The sequence below is a fragment of the Paralcaligenes ureilyticus genome (assembly GCF_004346225.1).
GTDB lineage: Bacteria > Pseudomonadota > Gammaproteobacteria > Burkholderiales > Burkholderiaceae_B > Paralcaligenes > Paralcaligenes ureilyticus.
Window position 1 is genome coordinate 288,838 of sequence record NZ_SMAJ01000003.1, and the last position, 15,510, is coordinate 304,347.

Annotated in this window: 14 protein-coding genes; 13 read left to right on the forward strand and 1 reads right to left on the reverse strand. The window is 53.0% G+C overall.

The features are described from left to right. Positions 1-690: 690 nt before the first annotated feature. Positions 691-912 carry a TRAP transporter large permease subunit gene (locus EDC26_RS20340; protein WP_132580437.1) on the reverse strand — a complete coding sequence of 74 codons (222 nt, stop codon included), beginning with the start codon at positions 910-912 and terminating at the stop codon, positions 691-693. A 470-nt stretch (positions 913-1,382) separates the two neighbouring features. Here EDC26_RS20340 and EDC26_RS05990 point away from each other — a divergent pair, with 470 nt between their 5' ends. From EDC26_RS05990 to EDC26_RS06050, 13 genes are all read left to right on the forward strand, one after another. Then, positions 1,383-3,434, forward strand: a complete 2,052-nt coding sequence (locus EDC26_RS05990) for a hydantoinase/oxoprolinase family protein (RefSeq protein ID WP_243700803.1) — start codon at positions 1,383-1,385, stop codon at positions 3,432-3,434. A gap of 1 nt (position 3,435) precedes the next feature. Next, positions 3,436-5,136 carry a hydantoinase B/oxoprolinase family protein gene (locus tag EDC26_RS05995; RefSeq protein ID WP_132580439.1) on the forward strand — a complete coding sequence of 567 codons (1,701 nt, stop codon included), beginning with the start codon at positions 3,436-3,438 and terminating at the stop codon, positions 5,134-5,136. 66 nt (positions 5,137-5,202) lie between these two features. Further along, positions 5,203-6,414 (forward strand): ABC transporter substrate-binding protein, encoded by a 1,212-nt coding sequence (locus EDC26_RS06000; RefSeq protein WP_132580795.1) that lies wholly within the window; start codon positions 5,203-5,205, stop codon positions 6,412-6,414. An 8-nt stretch (positions 6,415-6,422) separates the two neighbouring features. Further along, positions 6,423-7,286, forward strand: coding sequence for a branched-chain amino acid ABC transporter permease (locus EDC26_RS06005; RefSeq protein ID WP_132580441.1), 864 nt, complete (start codon positions 6,423-6,425; stop codon positions 7,284-7,286). After that, complete coding sequence (locus tag EDC26_RS06010) at positions 7,286-8,245, forward strand: branched-chain amino acid ABC transporter permease (RefSeq protein WP_132580443.1); 960 nt, start codon at positions 7,286-7,288, stop codon at positions 8,243-8,245. The genes EDC26_RS06005 and EDC26_RS06010 overlap by 1 nt, the downstream gene beginning before the upstream one ends. Then, a complete protein-coding gene (locus tag EDC26_RS06015) occupies positions 8,242-8,994 on the forward strand; it encodes an ABC transporter ATP-binding protein (RefSeq protein WP_207915072.1) in 753 nt (250 codons plus the stop codon). Before EDC26_RS06010 ends, EDC26_RS06015 begins: the two co-directional genes overlap by 4 nt. Then, a complete protein-coding gene (locus tag EDC26_RS06020; RefSeq protein ID WP_132580447.1) occupies positions 8,991-9,707 on the forward strand; it encodes an ABC transporter ATP-binding protein in 717 nt (238 codons plus the stop codon). The genes EDC26_RS06015 and EDC26_RS06020 overlap by 4 nt, the downstream gene beginning before the upstream one ends. A gap of 14 nt (positions 9,708-9,721) precedes the next feature. After that, positions 9,722-10,297, forward strand: a complete 576-nt coding sequence (locus EDC26_RS06025; RefSeq protein WP_132580449.1) for a helix-turn-helix domain-containing protein — start codon at positions 9,722-9,724, stop codon at positions 10,295-10,297. A gap of 42 nt (positions 10,298-10,339) precedes the next feature. Next, positions 10,340-11,647 carry an NAD(P)/FAD-dependent oxidoreductase gene (locus EDC26_RS06030; RefSeq protein ID WP_165930931.1) on the forward strand — a complete coding sequence of 436 codons (1,308 nt, stop codon included), beginning with the start codon at positions 10,340-10,342 and terminating at the stop codon, positions 11,645-11,647. A 57-nt stretch (positions 11,648-11,704) separates the two neighbouring features. After that, positions 11,705-12,850 (forward strand): NADH:flavin oxidoreductase/NADH oxidase, encoded by a 1,146-nt coding sequence (locus EDC26_RS06035; RefSeq protein ID WP_132580453.1) that lies wholly within the window; start codon positions 11,705-11,707, stop codon positions 12,848-12,850. A gap of 48 nt (positions 12,851-12,898) precedes the next feature. Continuing rightward, on the forward strand, positions 12,899-13,276 hold the full coding sequence (locus EDC26_RS06040) for a cupin domain-containing protein (RefSeq protein WP_132580455.1): 378 nt from the start codon (positions 12,899-12,901) through the stop codon (positions 13,274-13,276). Between the two features lie 323 nt (positions 13,277-13,599). Further along, positions 13,600-13,785, forward strand: a complete 186-nt coding sequence (locus EDC26_RS20210) for a hypothetical protein (RefSeq protein WP_207915073.1) — start codon at positions 13,600-13,602, stop codon at positions 13,783-13,785. A gap of 21 nt (positions 13,786-13,806) precedes the next feature. Then, positions 13,807-15,288 carry an aldehyde dehydrogenase gene (locus EDC26_RS06050; RefSeq protein WP_132580457.1) on the forward strand — a complete coding sequence of 494 codons (1,482 nt, stop codon included), beginning with the start codon at positions 13,807-13,809 and terminating at the stop codon, positions 15,286-15,288. Positions 15,289-15,510 lie beyond the last annotated feature (222 nt).

The window sequence follows — 15,510 nt, forward strand, 5'->3', positions numbered from 1 at the left end:
TTGTTCTTGTAAGTCGCTCCTCGTACGTTACGCACGCTATCCATGCTGGATACGTTCGAGTACGGAGCCGGATTGGTTCGATTCGGCTGCCCATTGAGCTTACTGTTCCCCGGCGACGCGCTGTGTCGTGCTGCACGTATGAAATCGGCGACGTGGAAACGCTTAGCCATCGTGGGTAAAGGGCAGGGTGCTGATTCAAACGATTGGTGGGGCCGCACGAAACTTTTGTCTCTAAACGGCCTAGTCGTGCAGGTGATGAATGCGGATATGGAGTGGGAGGCTGCGCGTGGAGCTGTATAAACACGTATAGACTAACAAAGACGAAATCAAAATTGTCGGGATGCCACTTGCGCCCGGCTTCGGTGCTGCAACTGGAGGGCGCGGCGTTCATGGCCTTCGGCCGGTGCAAGCGTCACATTCCTGCATGGCGCGAGCCTGTGACCCTTTCGGGCTGGACTAAAACTGGCACAAGACACGGTTCTGCCGATGAGGCTGTGTCCCGAACCCAAATATCACTTCTCGATAACGGTAGTGATGCTCGTAAAGTTAGCTAAGACCGATAAATACTTGTTCACACAAACTGTCACCGCCATTCTTCATTTCGAAGAAGGAGCTTCCATCATTCGGAATTCTAGCGAAAGGTCAATGTGATCGTTTTTTTTCAGCAGCTGGATTCCTTAATCCATATGTCTATCTTATCGATAAGCTTTTTACGCCCAAGAATCTCACCGACAACCATGGCACCGCAGCGACCAGCATCAGGCCTATGCTCAACGCGCCGAGATAAGGCCAGATACACCGCAAGCCGGCGTTCGGGTCAACGCGGCCCATGGTGTAAGCGGCGTAGTAGCCGAGTCCGAAGGGTGGCGTGAATAGGCCGATAACCGCGAGATCAATCGACTGCATTGGCATTGGGTAGAGCGGGGCCAGCGATCCGGTCGTGTTGCTGTATGGCAGCGCGGAAAGCTGGTATTGCTGGCATCGACAAACCCCGATACTGGCGCAACCATTCCGTGTCTTCGCCCTAGATTTAAAGGCATAGGCGAGAAATGCTTGGGATTCTCGGGGCAGTCCAAGGCCCTGGAGTTCCAGGAACCCACAATTCGACTCATGGCAGACGTCAGCAGGGCAACCGCATCCCCCATCACTATCGAAATCTTACGCTGCGTCGCCACGTGACGGTTCTCATGTAGGTGCTTACCCGTATTTGTGAAATAAATATAAGAAAATTATTTACCATTAATAAAAATCAATATAAAGTTCACTCACAAATCAAATAAATCAAATAAATTAAATAAATTAAATAAAAAATATCGAAATCAAGACATAGTCTGAGACAGACGGTGCCGTCCCTCAGACTTGCGGCGGGAAATGAATTTTGTTTGATTGAACCGATAACTGGAGTGGTGGAAATGCGAATTGGTGTTGAAGTGGGAGGTACGTTTACCGACCTTGTGGCTCTGGACGAGCATGGTATACGGGTCCTGAAAGTGCCTAGTACTCCACACAGTCCGGATGAAGGCGCTTTTGCCGCCTTAGTTGCAAGTGGCATTCCCCTTGATACGGTTGAAGACCTGTCGCACGGCTCAACAGTGGCGACAAATGCCGTGCTTGAGCGCAAGGGTTTTCTGACTGCGTTTGTCACTACAGCCGGGTTCCATGACATCCTATTACTGCAGCGGCACGGACGTTCCAGCATTTACGACCTTGCGTACCAGAAACCTGTACCTGTTGTAGAACGTGCGGATAGTTTTGAAGTCTCTGAGCGCACGCTGAGCGATGGTTCAATTCTCTTCAGACTTAATATCGAAGAAATCGAATCAATGCTAATTCCCGCACTGAAAGATAGAGCGTACCGGGCAGTAGCGATTTGTCTACTCAATTCTTACGTAAATCCTGAAAATGAGCGGTTGTTGCGCGCCTGTATTCAGGCCCACCTTCCTGATCTGAGCATTACATTGTCTTCAGACATTACGCGTGAGTTTCGTGAGTACGAGCGTGCATCTACGACGGCGCTCTCTGCCTATGTCCAACCGGTCATGGATCGATATGTTTCACGTTTTGCTGAAAAACTGAAAGAAGCAGGATTCAAGGGTCGATTCAGCGTCATGCAATCAAACGGCGGAAGGCTTCCGGCCGATGCAATGCGAGCAAATGCCGTTACCGCCTTGTTATCTGGACCCGCGGCAGGCGTGACGGGTGCTGCTCGGCAGGCTGCGCGTTCGGGCTACATAAATGTCATCACCCTCGATATGGGTGGGACTTCAACAGACGTCGCCGTGGTTATAGACGGCAAACCGCAACTTACAAATGAGTTTTCCATAGATGGATTGCCTGTACGGATTCCACTGCTTGACATAAATACTGTGGGTGCAGGTGGTGGCAGCGTCATCTGGATTGATGATGGCGGTATGTTGCGTGTCGGGCCTGAGTCTGCGGGTGCATCGCCTGGGCCAGCCTGCTATATGCGTGGTGGCGTGCGCCCAACCATTACTGATGCACACGTGGTGCGCGGGACCATCCAGCCAGAGAATTTCCTGGGTGGACGCATGCGTATTGATGCAACGCTGGCGCGCAAGGTGCTTGAGCCCATTGCGGCGCATTTCGGCATGACGGTGGAGGAAGCGGCAGACAGTGCCATCCAGATCGCCAATTCAAACATTGTTCGAGCCATTCAGGTGATATCGACTGAGCGGGGAACGGATCCGAGAGACAGCGTGCTGGTCGCCTACGGCGGAGCAGGCCCTCTGCATGCCCCGCAGGTTGCCCTGGATCTCGGCATTCATACGGTCGTGATCCCGCCCAACGCAGGCGTCATCTCTGCCTATGGTCTGGTGGCAAGCGATTTTATACAGTTTGAGTCGCTAACGCGCAGGGGGATGCTGGACAACAACGCAGGTCCCTGGGTCCGTGAAATCTTCGTCGAGATGCGTCAGCGTGCCATTGCCCGCGCCCAAGATATGAATCTTGGGGGTGAGCTGAAAATCAGCTTTGTCGCAGAAATGCGTTTCGTCGGGCAGGCGTTTGAAGTGTCGGTTGATCTGGCCGAATCCGAGATGGAGGGGCTGAACGCGGCAAGATTGCGCCAGCTGTTTGGTGACATGCACCAAAAACTCTTCTATTTCGGGGCTGAGGACAGTAAGCCCATTGAGTTTGTTTCATTTCGCCTTGGCCTGACTGCACCTATCGAGAATTTGCCTTTGCTCAAGGAGTCAGAAGGGCAAGCCATTGAGCCGAGAAAGATCGATATTTATGACGGCCGTGCCTGGCATCAGGCCATATTCCAGAGTCGAAGCGATATCAAGCCTGGGAAAAGCATTGCGGGGCCGGCATTGCTGGATGATCCAACTTGCACACTCATCGTACCCGCAGGGTGGGAGGCCACGCGCGATAGTGCCGACAACATGGCTCTGACCTACAAGGAGGTGCGCTGAAATGACATGCATCGCACAAACAATTACCGCAAAAGAGAACAACCTGGATCCAGTGGATCAGGCCGTGATCAGCCAGTCGCTTATTGCCGCAGCCCGAGAGATGGGCGTCAAGCTGATTCGCTCAGCGTATTCGACAATTATTCGCGAGGCGTCCGACGCATCCGCAGTTCTCTTTGACCATCTGGGAAATGTCGTGGCGCAGTCTGAACTGATCCCCATGCAACTCGGGCCTATGTCCGAGATTTTTCGGGCTTGCTCCGCCAAATACCCCATCAGCACGCTGAAAGACGGTGACTTCTACATCAGCAATGATCCATACTCTGGCGGTCAGCATTTGCAGGACGTTTTTATTTTTTCGCCGATTTTCCTGGATGGCGAATTGATCGGTTTTGCCGGGACAGTTGCCCACCATCTTGACCTGGGGGGAGGCAATCCCGGATTGACCACCGAGGCTGTCGATGTGCATGCCGAAGGGATCATCTTTCCTGCGCAGTGCTACAACCATACCCGTGACTGGGAAGGTGCCGGCAGGCTCAAACAGTTTCTCGCCGCGAATATTCGTGTGCCAGGGCAGACCATTGGTGATTTTGATGCGCAGTTTGCTGCCCAGATGGTCGGCGGGGAACGCCTGAAACAACTATGTCGAAAATATGGCACGCCGATGATTCGACAGGCGATGGCCAAGCTGATTGACTATTCAGAGACACGCATGCGTTCAGTGATCGCCGCGCTGCCCGATGGCGTGTTTTATGGCGAGGACTACGTTGATGATGACGGTATCACCGAGGAGCCATTAAAGGTCAAAGCAAAAGTAACCATCGCTGGAGATACGATCGACATTGACTTCGAAGGCACATGTGCACAAGTCTCCAGGAACCTGAATTGCCCCTGGTCCTCGACGATTGCTGCAGCGTTGACCGCAGTCAAAGCATCCCTGACACCGTCTGACATTCCGTTCAATGAAGGGCTGAAAAAACCGATTACCGTCCGCGCCCCGAAGGGCACCATTGTCAATCCCAGTTATCCTGCTCCTGTGCGTGCCAGGATGGAAGCCGCCTATCGCAGCTTTAATGCTGTACTCAAGGCTTTAGCCCAGGTTGTTCCTGAGCGGGTCATTGCAGGTGGCAATGACTCCACGATGGTCACGTCCATCTCGACCATCAAGTCTGGAAAGTATCAGGTTTACCTTGAGGTGTACGGCGGTGGATATGGCGCCTCGGCGCACAAGAGCGGTTGTGATGCAGTCGACTCGCCCTTGTCCAACTGCACCAATACGCCAATTGAAGCGACAGATATGGATTTCACTCATTTCAGAATCACGGGCTATGGCCTGATTCCCGATTCATGCGGGCATGGCAAAAATCGTGGTGGCCTTGGATTTTTCCGCAGATTTGAAGTGTTGTGTGATGACGTGAATTTCGCGATTTATGCCGACCGTTTCCGCATCAAGCCCTATGGATTGTTTGGTGGATCGGACGGGCATACAGGTGACTGTGAAGTGCTGCGTAACAACGAAGTGATCAAGATCAAGAGCAAAGATAACGTGACTTTGCAAAAAGGCGACATTCTGACCATATACACCGCGGGTGGCGGTGGATATGGATCTGCGAACGAACGCAATCCTTCTGCTGTCGCGTACGACGTGAAGCATGGTTATCTTAGCCCTGAAACTGCCCAAAAAGCGTACGGATTTTCCACTTGAAGTATTCCACCAATCAGCGTGATGTTTACGTTGCGACGACCTTACTTATGCAAGGAATTAATAATGATTAAACGTAGAGACATTCTTAAGTTTGCGGCCACTGCTCCGTTCGCGTTGACTGCTCCCGCTATTTTAAATTCGGCCCGCGCGGCGGAAGATAACGTGATCATCGGCGGGATCTGGTCCATGTCCGGTTTTGCGACCAATATTGGGACGCCACTCGATAGCGGCAGCAGGTATGCAATCGAGGCATATCGTTCGATCTTTGGCCGGAAATTGGAATACGTGCTGGCAGACGACCGCAGTGATCCCGGCCAGGCTATTCGTCAGATGCAAGAGCTGATTGCTAAGCGCGGAGTCAAGTATTTTGCGGGAAGTACGAGTTCGTCGATTGCGCTGGCAGTTGGTAAAGAGGCCTATTCCAGGAAGGCCGTCTACTCAACCGTAGGCGGGGCTGACGAGATTACCGGAAAAGACTGCAACCGTTCCATGTTTCGCTGGCCTGCCAGCACATATAGTGCGATCCATGCAACGATGCTGCCACTGATCGAGGTCAATCCCAAGGCAAAGCGCTGGTACACCATCACTGGGCAGTACACCTTTGGCGATAGCCTGCTGAACAACGTGAAGAGCGTACTCAAGGAAAAGGGACTGGAGCATGTCGGTAACAGTTACCACTCGCTTGCAGACCGCGAATTTTCGGCCATGATTGCCGGGGCCATTGCAGCCAAGCCCGATGTGCTAGTCATATGCAACTTCGGTACGCAGACGGTCGACGTGGTCAGGCAGGCGGTCAGTTTCGGCGCAAAACGTAGCATGCAGATCCTGGTCCCATGGTCAACCGGCCTGGACCAGTACCAGGCGCTTGGCCCCGATGTCTGCGAAGGCGTCTATTTTGGTGCCAACTACTGGCACACGATCGATGCGCCAGGCAACCGTGTGCTCAGAGACCTGGTTCAGAAAAAAACGGGTGGCGTACCCTCCTACATGGAGGCTGCGGGCTATGGCGCCGTGCAGATGATGCTCGAGGGTATGCGCGCGGCGAAATCCTCGAATCCGGAGCTGGTCATACCCGCAATGGAAGGGTTGAAGTACGAGGGTGTCACAGGCGAGGAAACCATTCGGCCGGGTGATCACCAGGTCATCAAACCTTACATTCTGATGAAGGGCAAGGCGCGCGCTGCAATGAAGGACAAATATGACTTTGCCGAAATTGTCGCGTCGGATAAAGCATTTGCCGCGGTTGAAGAAACTGGCTGCGTAATGCCAAAAGGCTGAGGACGTTCATGTCAGTTCAATTGGTTATGACCCAGGTCCTGAATGGCTTGGGGCTGGGAATGATCTATTTCCTGCTTGCGGCAGGATTGACGATTATTTTTGGTTTGATGCGTTTCGTAAATTTTGCGCACGGAGCTTTTTATGCCGTGGCGGCATATTGTAGCTATGCGGTCACCGCTGCAGGGGGTAACCTGGGCTGGGCATTGTTGCTTGGCCCATTGTTGACCGCCGTGCTCGCGGTTGTCACCGAAAGGCTATTGTTGCGTCACACTTACAAGCTGCAACATGAGGCGCAGATTCTCATTACCTTTGCACTGACATTACTTATTCAAGAGTTGGTGATCGTTGTTTTCGGGCCGATGGAAATGAATGTCCCGGTACCCGCTGCATTGTCCGGAATCGTATTCATCGGGCCGGTGATCTATCCGGTGTATCGCATTGCAATAGTCTTGATCGCAGTCCTGATTGCGGTGCTGATGTGGCTGTTTCTTGAACGTACACGATTCGGCGCCGTGGTGCGGGCGGGGTCGGAGAATCAGGAAATGGTTGCGCTGCTTGGCCTGAATGTGGATCGTATATTCATGGCTGCCTTCGCACTTGGCGCGGCACTTGCAGGCCTGGCCGGCGTTCTTGTCGCGCCCCTGCGGGGAGTAAGCCCCGGAATGGGCGATGAAGCGCTAGGCATTGCTTTTGTGGTGGTAGTGCTGGGTGGCATGGGGACGCTAACCGGTGCATTGATCGGTGGCCTGATCATTGGTCTTGTGCAGTCACTCATGGGTATTCTCTGGCCGGGCGGTGCACAACTGATGATTTATGCCACCATGGCGCTTGTCCTGCTGGTGCGTCCTGCCGGCCTGATGGGGAGAGAATAATGCATGCCGCAACAACACCGCGCTTTATCGGTCCAATGCTGTGGGTTGCCGTAGCAGTTGTCGTGATGCCGCTTGTGCTTCAGTCCACTTCGCTGGCCACGGAGGTACTCGTTTTTGCACTTGGTGCGTTAAGCGTCACTTTTCTCGCCGGCCAGATCGGATTGCTGTCATTTGGACAGGGGCTGTTTTTCGGCATCGGGGCATATGGCTCCGGCATGCTTGCCAAACTGCTGAGCGTAGGCACTAGTGGGTCTCTTCTCGTTGGAATGCTTGTAGCCGCAGCGGTCGGATGCGTTGTTGGTTTCATGATCACACACAGGAAGGGTGTGAGTTTTGTGATGCTGACCCTGGCATTTGCCCAGATGGGGTTTTTTATCATGACCATGTTCAGTTCGGTGACGGGTGGTGAAAATGGCTTGCTCGATATCCCGAGAACACCGCTTCTGGGTGGACTCTTTCCGCTCCATGATGGATACACCATCTATGTTTTTATAGCTTTCGTTTACCTGATTGCGCTGATGGCCGTTTGGCGTGTGGTGCACTCTCCGGCCGGCAGTGTCTTGGCAGGAATACGCGAAAACGAGAGCCGGATCCAGGCGCTTGGCTATAACGCTCGACGGTACAAGGCCTTCGCATTTGCGTTTGCCGGTGCGATTGCGGGTCTCGCGGGTAGTCTGCACACAACCTTTCTCGGTTTCGTTCCTCCCAACGTGATCCAGCTGGAGATGAGCCAGCAATTGCTGGTCATGGCCATTATCGGGGGGACTGGCTCGCCGTTTGGCGCCTTGCTGGGCAGTATGTTTTATGTGGTGCTGAGCAATGTGATCGCCAGCTTCTGGCCCCGATGGATGATCATCATTGCACTGTTGCTCGTCACCGTGGTGCTATTTTTGCGCGGTGGATTACTGGAAATTGGCCAGACAATTCAGAAAAAATTACTCAAGAGGACGTCCCGGTGACCAGCCCTATCCTCGAAGCGAAAAATATCAGCAAGCGATTTGGAGATTTCCGTGCCCTTTCGGATATGTCCATTGCTCTGCGACCGCGCACCGTGCACGCCTTGATCGGTCCCAATGGGGCCGGAAAGACCACATATTTCAATATTCTCTCGGGTGTCATGCGCCCGACGAGCGGCGAAGTGATATTTGAAGGCAAGCCGGTTACGCCGCTTCAGATCCATGAACGGTTACATCGCGGGATGGCGCGGTCATTTCAAGTGACCAATATTTTCCAGTCGTTCACTGTCCACGAGAATGTCCGGCTGGCTGTCCAGGCCGTAATAAAAAGCGAACCGGCAGTTTTTTGGCGCGGCCTTTCCAGCCGTGCGTCAATACAGGATCGTGTTGAAGCGTTGCTGGATCTGACGGGCTTGCAGGGTGCTGCCGGTAAACGCGCTGGGGATCTCTCGCATGGCGCTCAGCGCACACTTGAAATTGCGATGACGGTCGCCTCAAAGCCGAAGCTGGTTTTTCTTGATGAGCCACTTGCTGGCATGAGCATTGATGACATTCATCGCAGCAAACAGCTCATTCACTCGCTCGCGCGCGACATGACTGTTGTCCTGATTGAGCACAATATGAATGTGGTGATGGATATCTCGGACTGCATTACGGTCATGGCACAGGGCCGCAAGATTGCCGAAGGCACACCAGATCAGATCCGCGCCGAGGAAACTGTGCGAAAAGCATACCTTGGGAGCAGAGGATGAGTGCCAGACAACCCTTGCTTTCAGTGGAAGCCTTGCAGGGCTGGTATGGCAAAAGCCATATTCTGCAGGGCGTGAATTTTGATGTGTGCGAGGGAGAACTTGTCACGCTTCTGGGTCGAAATGGTGCGGGCAAAACCACGACACTCCGTGCGATTACTGGTCTTCTCCCGCGGGTGGAGGGTGCCGTCCGTTACGGTGGCAAGGAACTGATTGGTCTCGCTCCACACGTAATCGCTCGGAGTGGCGTTGCGCTTGTCCCGGAAAATCGAGGGATTTTTGCCGGTCTGACCGTGCAGGAAAATTTGTCGATTGCGATACGTCGCCATTCAATTTGGACAATGGCGCGCGTGCGAGAATTTTTTCCGGAACTGGAGCATCGCCTGAATACCCCCGCCGGCAAACTGTCTGGCGGCGAGCAGCAGATGCTGACAATTGCCCGTGCTTTGCTGACGGGCCCGCGGGTTTTATTGCTGGATGAACCCACGGAGGGCCTGGCTCCAGTCATTGTGGAGCGACTTGTTTCGCTGTTCAGCCATCTCAAGACAGAAGGGCTTGCCGTTGTGCTTGTGGAGCACAATTTTGAAATTTGCCTCACGGTTGCAGATCGTCATTTCATTATCGACGGCGGCGAAATTGTATGGACCGGAGACTCGGACTCGCTTGCGAACGCTGAAGATGTCATTTCACGTCACCTTAGCCTGGAGAATGTTTGATTTTGAGTACTCAAATGGATATTGCCGAGAAGTTGTCCAGTGGCATTGGTCAGAAGCTTCGCCAGCGTCGTAAAGTGAGGCAAATGTCGCTCAAGGACGTCGCCGAAAAGGCGAACGTATCGATTGCGTTTCTGAGTCAGATTGAACGCAACCTGTCGATTCCCTCTCTGCGTACGCTCGATAGTATTTGTGCCGCGCTGGACATGCCGATCGGCTGGCTTTTTGGCCGTGACGGAAAGATTGCGCCCCCAGAGGAGGAATTCATTGTTCGTGCCGACGCAAGGCGCAGACTGGATTTTATGGGCATGACTAAAGAAATACTTTCATCTGATAGTGTCACGTCTTTTCAATTAATGCGTTTTGTCATTTATGCCGATGGCCAGATACATGACAGTCCGATTCGGCAGTTGAACGGCGCCAAGGGTGGAATGGTGCTGGCGGGGCAATTCGGACTTGAATTGAACGGATGCAAATACCTTCTTGATCGCAACGATTCGTTTTCCTTTGCAATCGGAGCGCCTTTTCGGTTCTGGTGCGCAGGAAGCGAGGATTGTGAAATTATCTGGGCCGTGACCCCAGCTGTGTACTGATGAATTTCTGGTTTCAAAATACTTTTAGATAGAGGATTTAGGGTGTCGAACACATCTTGTCTGCTGAGCGGGTTGCGAGGAAGCTTTGATCATTCGTTATGGTCACATACATCACCTCTACCTGAGCCCTTCCCATCGTTACAAAGCTCTGTAAATATCGACGTCTTGGTCATTGGTGCCGGCTATACAGGACTCACAGCTGCCATTGAATTACTAGAGCGCAACATTGAGGTTGCCGTGATCGACGCGCAGGAACCTGGCTTTGGTGCGTCGGGCCGCAACGGTGGCCAGGTGATCCCCTTCATGAAACATGATCCAGCAACACTGATGGCGATGTTTGGTGACGAGGTCGGGCGAAGCATCATCGACCTGACCCTCCGTTCAGCTGATACGGTATTTGATCTGATTCGTCGTCACAATATCGACTGTGATGCCGTCCAGACGGGTTGGATTCAAGGCGGACGCAGCAGCGCCAACAAAACGACACTGCTGAATCGCTCTGATATATGGGCACGGGCTGGCGCTTCAGCCCGCTGGCTTGATACTGAAGATATCAAGGTGTTGTCTGGCAGCAGCTATTTCAATTTTGGCTGGTTCTTGGAGGGAGGCGGCAGCGTGCAGCCCCTGAAATATGCGCGTGGTCTTGCCGATGTGGTGCGACGACTTGGTGGCTCAGTCTATGTGAAATCCCCTGCCATTCGCATGTCGGTGAGCGGCAAAAAATGGAGTGTTTCAACGCCGGGCGGAGAAATTCTGGCCAATAGAGTTGTCCTTGCCACCAACGGGTACACAACGAATTTATGGCCAGGCCTCGAACAATCCACTGTTCCTGTCTATTCTATGCAAGTTGCTACGGAGCCCTTGGCTCTGGATGACGGGGAAGAAATTCTTCCCGGCGGGCAAACAATGACGGATACGCTGCGCCTTGTCCATTATTTCAGAAGGGACGCACAGGGAAGATTTGTCATCGGTGCACGCGGTCCATTCAAAGATATCCTGAATCAAGGCGATGCCCGGTACATTATTGCCAAGGCCCGGACGATATATCCACAACTGAAAAATGTTGATTTTCCATTCCTCTGGTCTGGTCGGGTTGCAATGACTGCTGACTACTTGCCGCATCTTCATCATTTGGCCCCAGGGGTCACTGCGTTGGTCGGGTTCAACGGGCGCGGTGTTGGGATGGCCACAACTCTTGGTCGGGTCCTTGCTGCAGCCTGTCTTGATAACAGAAAGCAGACGTTGCCTTACCCCACGACCGCACTCAATCCAATTCGGTTTCACGGACTCAACCAGATCGGTGTAAGGCTGATGATTGCGTACTACCGCGTTCTTGACCGAATTTCTTGATTTACCCAAGATATATCAATGACATATCAATGCTTAACTCTATTCTCAGGCAAAAAAATGACAGACACCAGGAAAGATGTGCCGCTATTTACACCGATTAAATCCCGTGGAGTCACGGCAAAGAATCGCATTGTGATTTCACCCATGCAGCAGTATTCAGCAGGAAACGATGGAAAACCTACAAGCTGGCATCTCAGTCACCTTGAAAAACTTGCCATTGGTGGTGCCGGGATAGTATTTACCGAAGCGCTCGCGATTGAAGAGCAGGGCCGAGCGACCCATGCGGATCTCGGCATCTGGAACGACGCACAGGTTGAAGCTCTGAAGCCGATTGCGGAAGCAATATCTCGTCATGGCGCGCTGGCCGGCGCGCAGCTTATTCATGCGGGACGCAAGGCCAGTGTTCAGGTTCCGTGGGACGGCTATCAATCTCTCAATGCAGAAAATGCAGCAAGGGGCTTGGCACCATGGCCCACCGTTGCGCCCTCGGCCATACCTGCCAATCCAGGCTGGCAAGTCCCCAAGGCCCTGACGATTGACGAGATCCGACGTCTTCGCGATGCCTATGGAATTGCGGCACGACGCGCAGCACAGGCAGGTTTTCAGGCCCTAAACGTCCATGGCGCTCATGGTTACCTGATACATAGTTTTTTGTCACCCCTGGCCAATCATCGAACGGACGAATATGGTGGTGACATTCAGGGAAGAATGCGGTTTCCCCTGGAAGTTGCAGAGGCCGTGCGTGCCGAGTGGCCCTCGAACTTGCCCATTTTCTATCGTCTTTCATGCATAGACGATCTTGATGGCGGCTGGACGCTTGACGACACTGTTGTCCTGTCGCGCGAGCTTGGGGCGCGTGGTATAGATGTCATTGATTGCTCGTCCAGAGGGTTGGCAGAGCGCGGAACACTGTCACCTGGACGTGAGCCTGGATTCCAGGTGCCATTTGCTGAACGCGTGCGTAAAGATACAGGTCTTTCGACAATGGCTGTTGGGTTGATCACCAAAGCAGATTTTGCAAATGACATTGTGGCGTCCGACCGCGCCGATTATGTAGCGATTGGTCGTGAGTCACTGATCAATCCGCATTGGCCGCTGCATGCAGCAGTTGAGCTGGGCTTTGATCCCGATTATCAAACTTGGCCACAACCGTATGGGTGGTGGCTGTTGAGACGTGATCGCGCCGCAGCACGCGGGCGCTAGGAACGAGATTATTTGTTTAATTTGCTCCCAATGAAATGGATTTAAAAAATGGAAAATACAGCGATGGATGTACATGGAATTCGTTTCGGTGATGAAACCGTTCCGCCCAGCGAGGTGCGTGCCCCGGCTAATACGCTGGTTCGAGGCAATCCACTAAAGCGTTCCTGGCAATATCTGGATGTTTCCGATTTAGGGGTGTACTCAGGGATCTGGACGTGCGAGCCAGGTGCTTACGAAATCAATCAGGCTGAGAATAAAGTCGAAGTCTTTCATATTCTTGAAGGCCAGATCGCAATGGTGGCCAAAGATGGTCACCGGGTTGAATTCAAACCGGGTGATACGGGTGTGATACCACAGGGATTTCGTGGCGTATTGGATGTGATGGAATCCGCTCGAAAACTCTATGTCGTAACGCAGAAAATCTGACAGGGTCGCGTATTGCTCACTGTTCTAAAACGCATGGAACTTCAGCGTCATGCTCGACTGTTTCTGTTGTTGGCTGGTGGGCTACTTGGGCTGAGATCTGAGCCAAACTGGACTGCAGCGACAGCTTCATTGATCTCCGGAGAAAACGCTTTGAAAGCGAACGCTTGGTTGGACTGTTTTCTCGCGACGCTGGGCGTGAGCGCTACAAGGTGGCGGACCGCCTTGTGAGGCGCAGATGCCGGCTCGTACGATCCAACACAAGCCTGTCGATGGCTTCACGTACTGGTCCTTGTGCAAGTTGGCCGCTGGGCTTGGCGGGTAGTATGTCGCATATGACGATGGTCTGGATTTGGGTCAAGCATGGCATCAAGCCCCATTTGCTCGAAGGTTACGTCACCTCAAACAATCGGGGCGTTGAGACCAAGACCGCTAATGTGATTGGGCTGTATCTGAACTCGCCTCAGAACACGGTCGTGTTTAGTGTCGACGAGTTCCTGGCGATTCACTAACAACACTTATGGGTATTTTTTATGAAAACTTATAATCATTTTATCGGTGGCAAATATGTCGAACCTGTAGGGGGAAAATGGATTCAGAGCATTGATCCCTTTCTTGGAAAACCTTGGGCAAAGATTCCGCAGGGCTGCGCGCAGGACGTGAATCGCGCTGTTGAGGCCGCCTCGACAGCAATGCGCCAGGGCCGCTGGTCAAGAGTGACCGCTACCGAACGCGGGAAACTCATGGTGCGCCTGGCGGATCTGGTCGCCCGGAATGCGGAGCGCCTGGCAGAGCTTGAGGTACGGGATAACGGGAAACTGCTCACCGAGATGCGCGGACAGCTGAATTACCACCCTGAATGGTGGCGCTATTATGGTGGGCTTGCCGACAAGATTGAAGGGGCGGTCATGCCTATCGACAAGCCAGATATGTTTGCTTTTACTAGATCGGAGCCCATTGGTGTGGTTGGCGCATTGACGGCCTGGAATTCGCCGCTGCTGTTCATCGCTTGGAAGTGTGCTGCGGCAATCGCTGCGGGCTGCGCTGTCGTTGTCAAACCGTCTGAGTATGCCTCTGTTTCGACGCTTGCATTTGCCGAACTGACAAAAGAAGCTGGCTTCCCGGACGGCGTGTTCAACGTCGTCACAGGCTATGGCGCAGAAGCGGGCTCTGCGCTTGTCGATCATCCGGATGTCGCCAAAATTACGTTCACCGGTTCTGATGCAACCGGGGCGCTTATTTACGCTCAGGCAGCAAGGACAATGAAGCGCGTATCCCTTGAGCTTGGCGGCAAATCCCCGAACATTGTGTTCGCGGATTGTAACCTCGATAAAGCCGCATCCGGCGTGATCTCAGGCATTTTTGCCGCCACCGGGCAAACTTGTATCGCCGGCTCTCGCCTGCTGGTGCAAAACTCCATCAAGGAGGAGTTCACCAAGCGTGTGACTGTACTTGGCGCATCAGCCCGAAAAGGCAATCCGATGTCACCGGATACCAATATCGGGCCGGTAACAACCCCAGTGCAATACAAGAAAATTCTCGACTATATTGAGATTGCAAAATCAGAAGGTGCTCGGTGCATCCTAGGCGGCGGGTCTGCTAACTCTCCAGAACTGTCTGGTGGTCAGTTTGTGGAACCCACGATTTTTACGGATGTCACTCCCGGGATGCGCATTGCTCGCGAAGAGGTTTTTGGCCCGGTGCTGTCCATTATAGGCTTTGACGACGAGACTGAAGCAATTGAACTGGCTAACGACACGACCTATGGCCTTGCGGCAGGCGTCTGGACTGAAGATATTGGCCGTGCGATGCGCATGTCATCTGCGCTTAAGGCCGGCACAGTCTGGGTCAACACGTATCGCGCCGTCAGTTATATGATGCCTTTCGGTGGAATGAAACACTCGGGGATCGGAAGGGAAAGCGGTATAGAATCGATTCGGGGGTTTCTGGAAACAAAAAGCACATGGATCTCGTACGCACAAAGCGCTCCCGCTAATCCATTCATTATGCGTTAGCTGTTCGATTCCACTCGGATCTCTAAGAAACACTAAAGTTATCGTGCCTTTCCTTCCCAGACACGCCGAGGTGAGCCACCCTAGCCCTCTTCGAAGCTGACAGAACATAAACAATGGGATGGACGCTTCCACCCTGAACGGCATGTAGCAGTAAAAAATCAACACATGGCCACCCACTTTGAGTGGTTTTTTCTTTGCCTCCTGGTATTTGATTGGAGGCCA

What these genes read in the sequence shown, in the direction of transcription:
- EDC26_RS20340 (WP_132580437.1), bottom strand. Translation starts at nt 912, where the DNA reads ATGCCAATGCAGTCGATTGATCTCGCGGTTATCGGCCTATTCACGCCA.
- EDC26_RS05995 (WP_132580439.1), top strand. Translation starts at nt 3,436, where the DNA reads ATGACATGCATCGCACAAACAATTACCGCAAAAGAGAACAACCTGGAT.
- EDC26_RS06005 (WP_132580441.1), top strand. Translation starts at nt 6,423, where the DNA reads ATGTCAGTTCAATTGGTTATGACCCAGGTCCTGAATGGCTTGGGGCTG.
- EDC26_RS06010 (WP_132580443.1), top strand. Translation starts at nt 7,286, where the DNA reads ATGCATGCCGCAACAACACCGCGCTTTATCGGTCCAATGCTGTGGGTT.
- EDC26_RS06020 (WP_132580447.1), top strand. Translation starts at nt 8,991, where the DNA reads ATGAGTGCCAGACAACCCTTGCTTTCAGTGGAAGCCTTGCAGGGCTGG.
- EDC26_RS06025 (WP_132580449.1), top strand. Translation starts at nt 9,722, where the DNA reads ATGGATATTGCCGAGAAGTTGTCCAGTGGCATTGGTCAGAAGCTTCGC.
- EDC26_RS06035 (WP_132580453.1), top strand. Translation starts at nt 11,705, where the DNA reads ATGACAGACACCAGGAAAGATGTGCCGCTATTTACACCGATTAAATCC.
- EDC26_RS06040 (WP_132580455.1), top strand. Translation starts at nt 12,899, where the DNA reads ATGGAAAATACAGCGATGGATGTACATGGAATTCGTTTCGGTGATGAA.
- EDC26_RS20210 (WP_207915073.1), top strand. Translation starts at nt 13,600, where the DNA reads ATGTCGCATATGACGATGGTCTGGATTTGGGTCAAGCATGGCATCAAG.
- EDC26_RS06050 (WP_132580457.1), top strand. Translation starts at nt 13,807, where the DNA reads ATGAAAACTTATAATCATTTTATCGGTGGCAAATATGTCGAACCTGTA.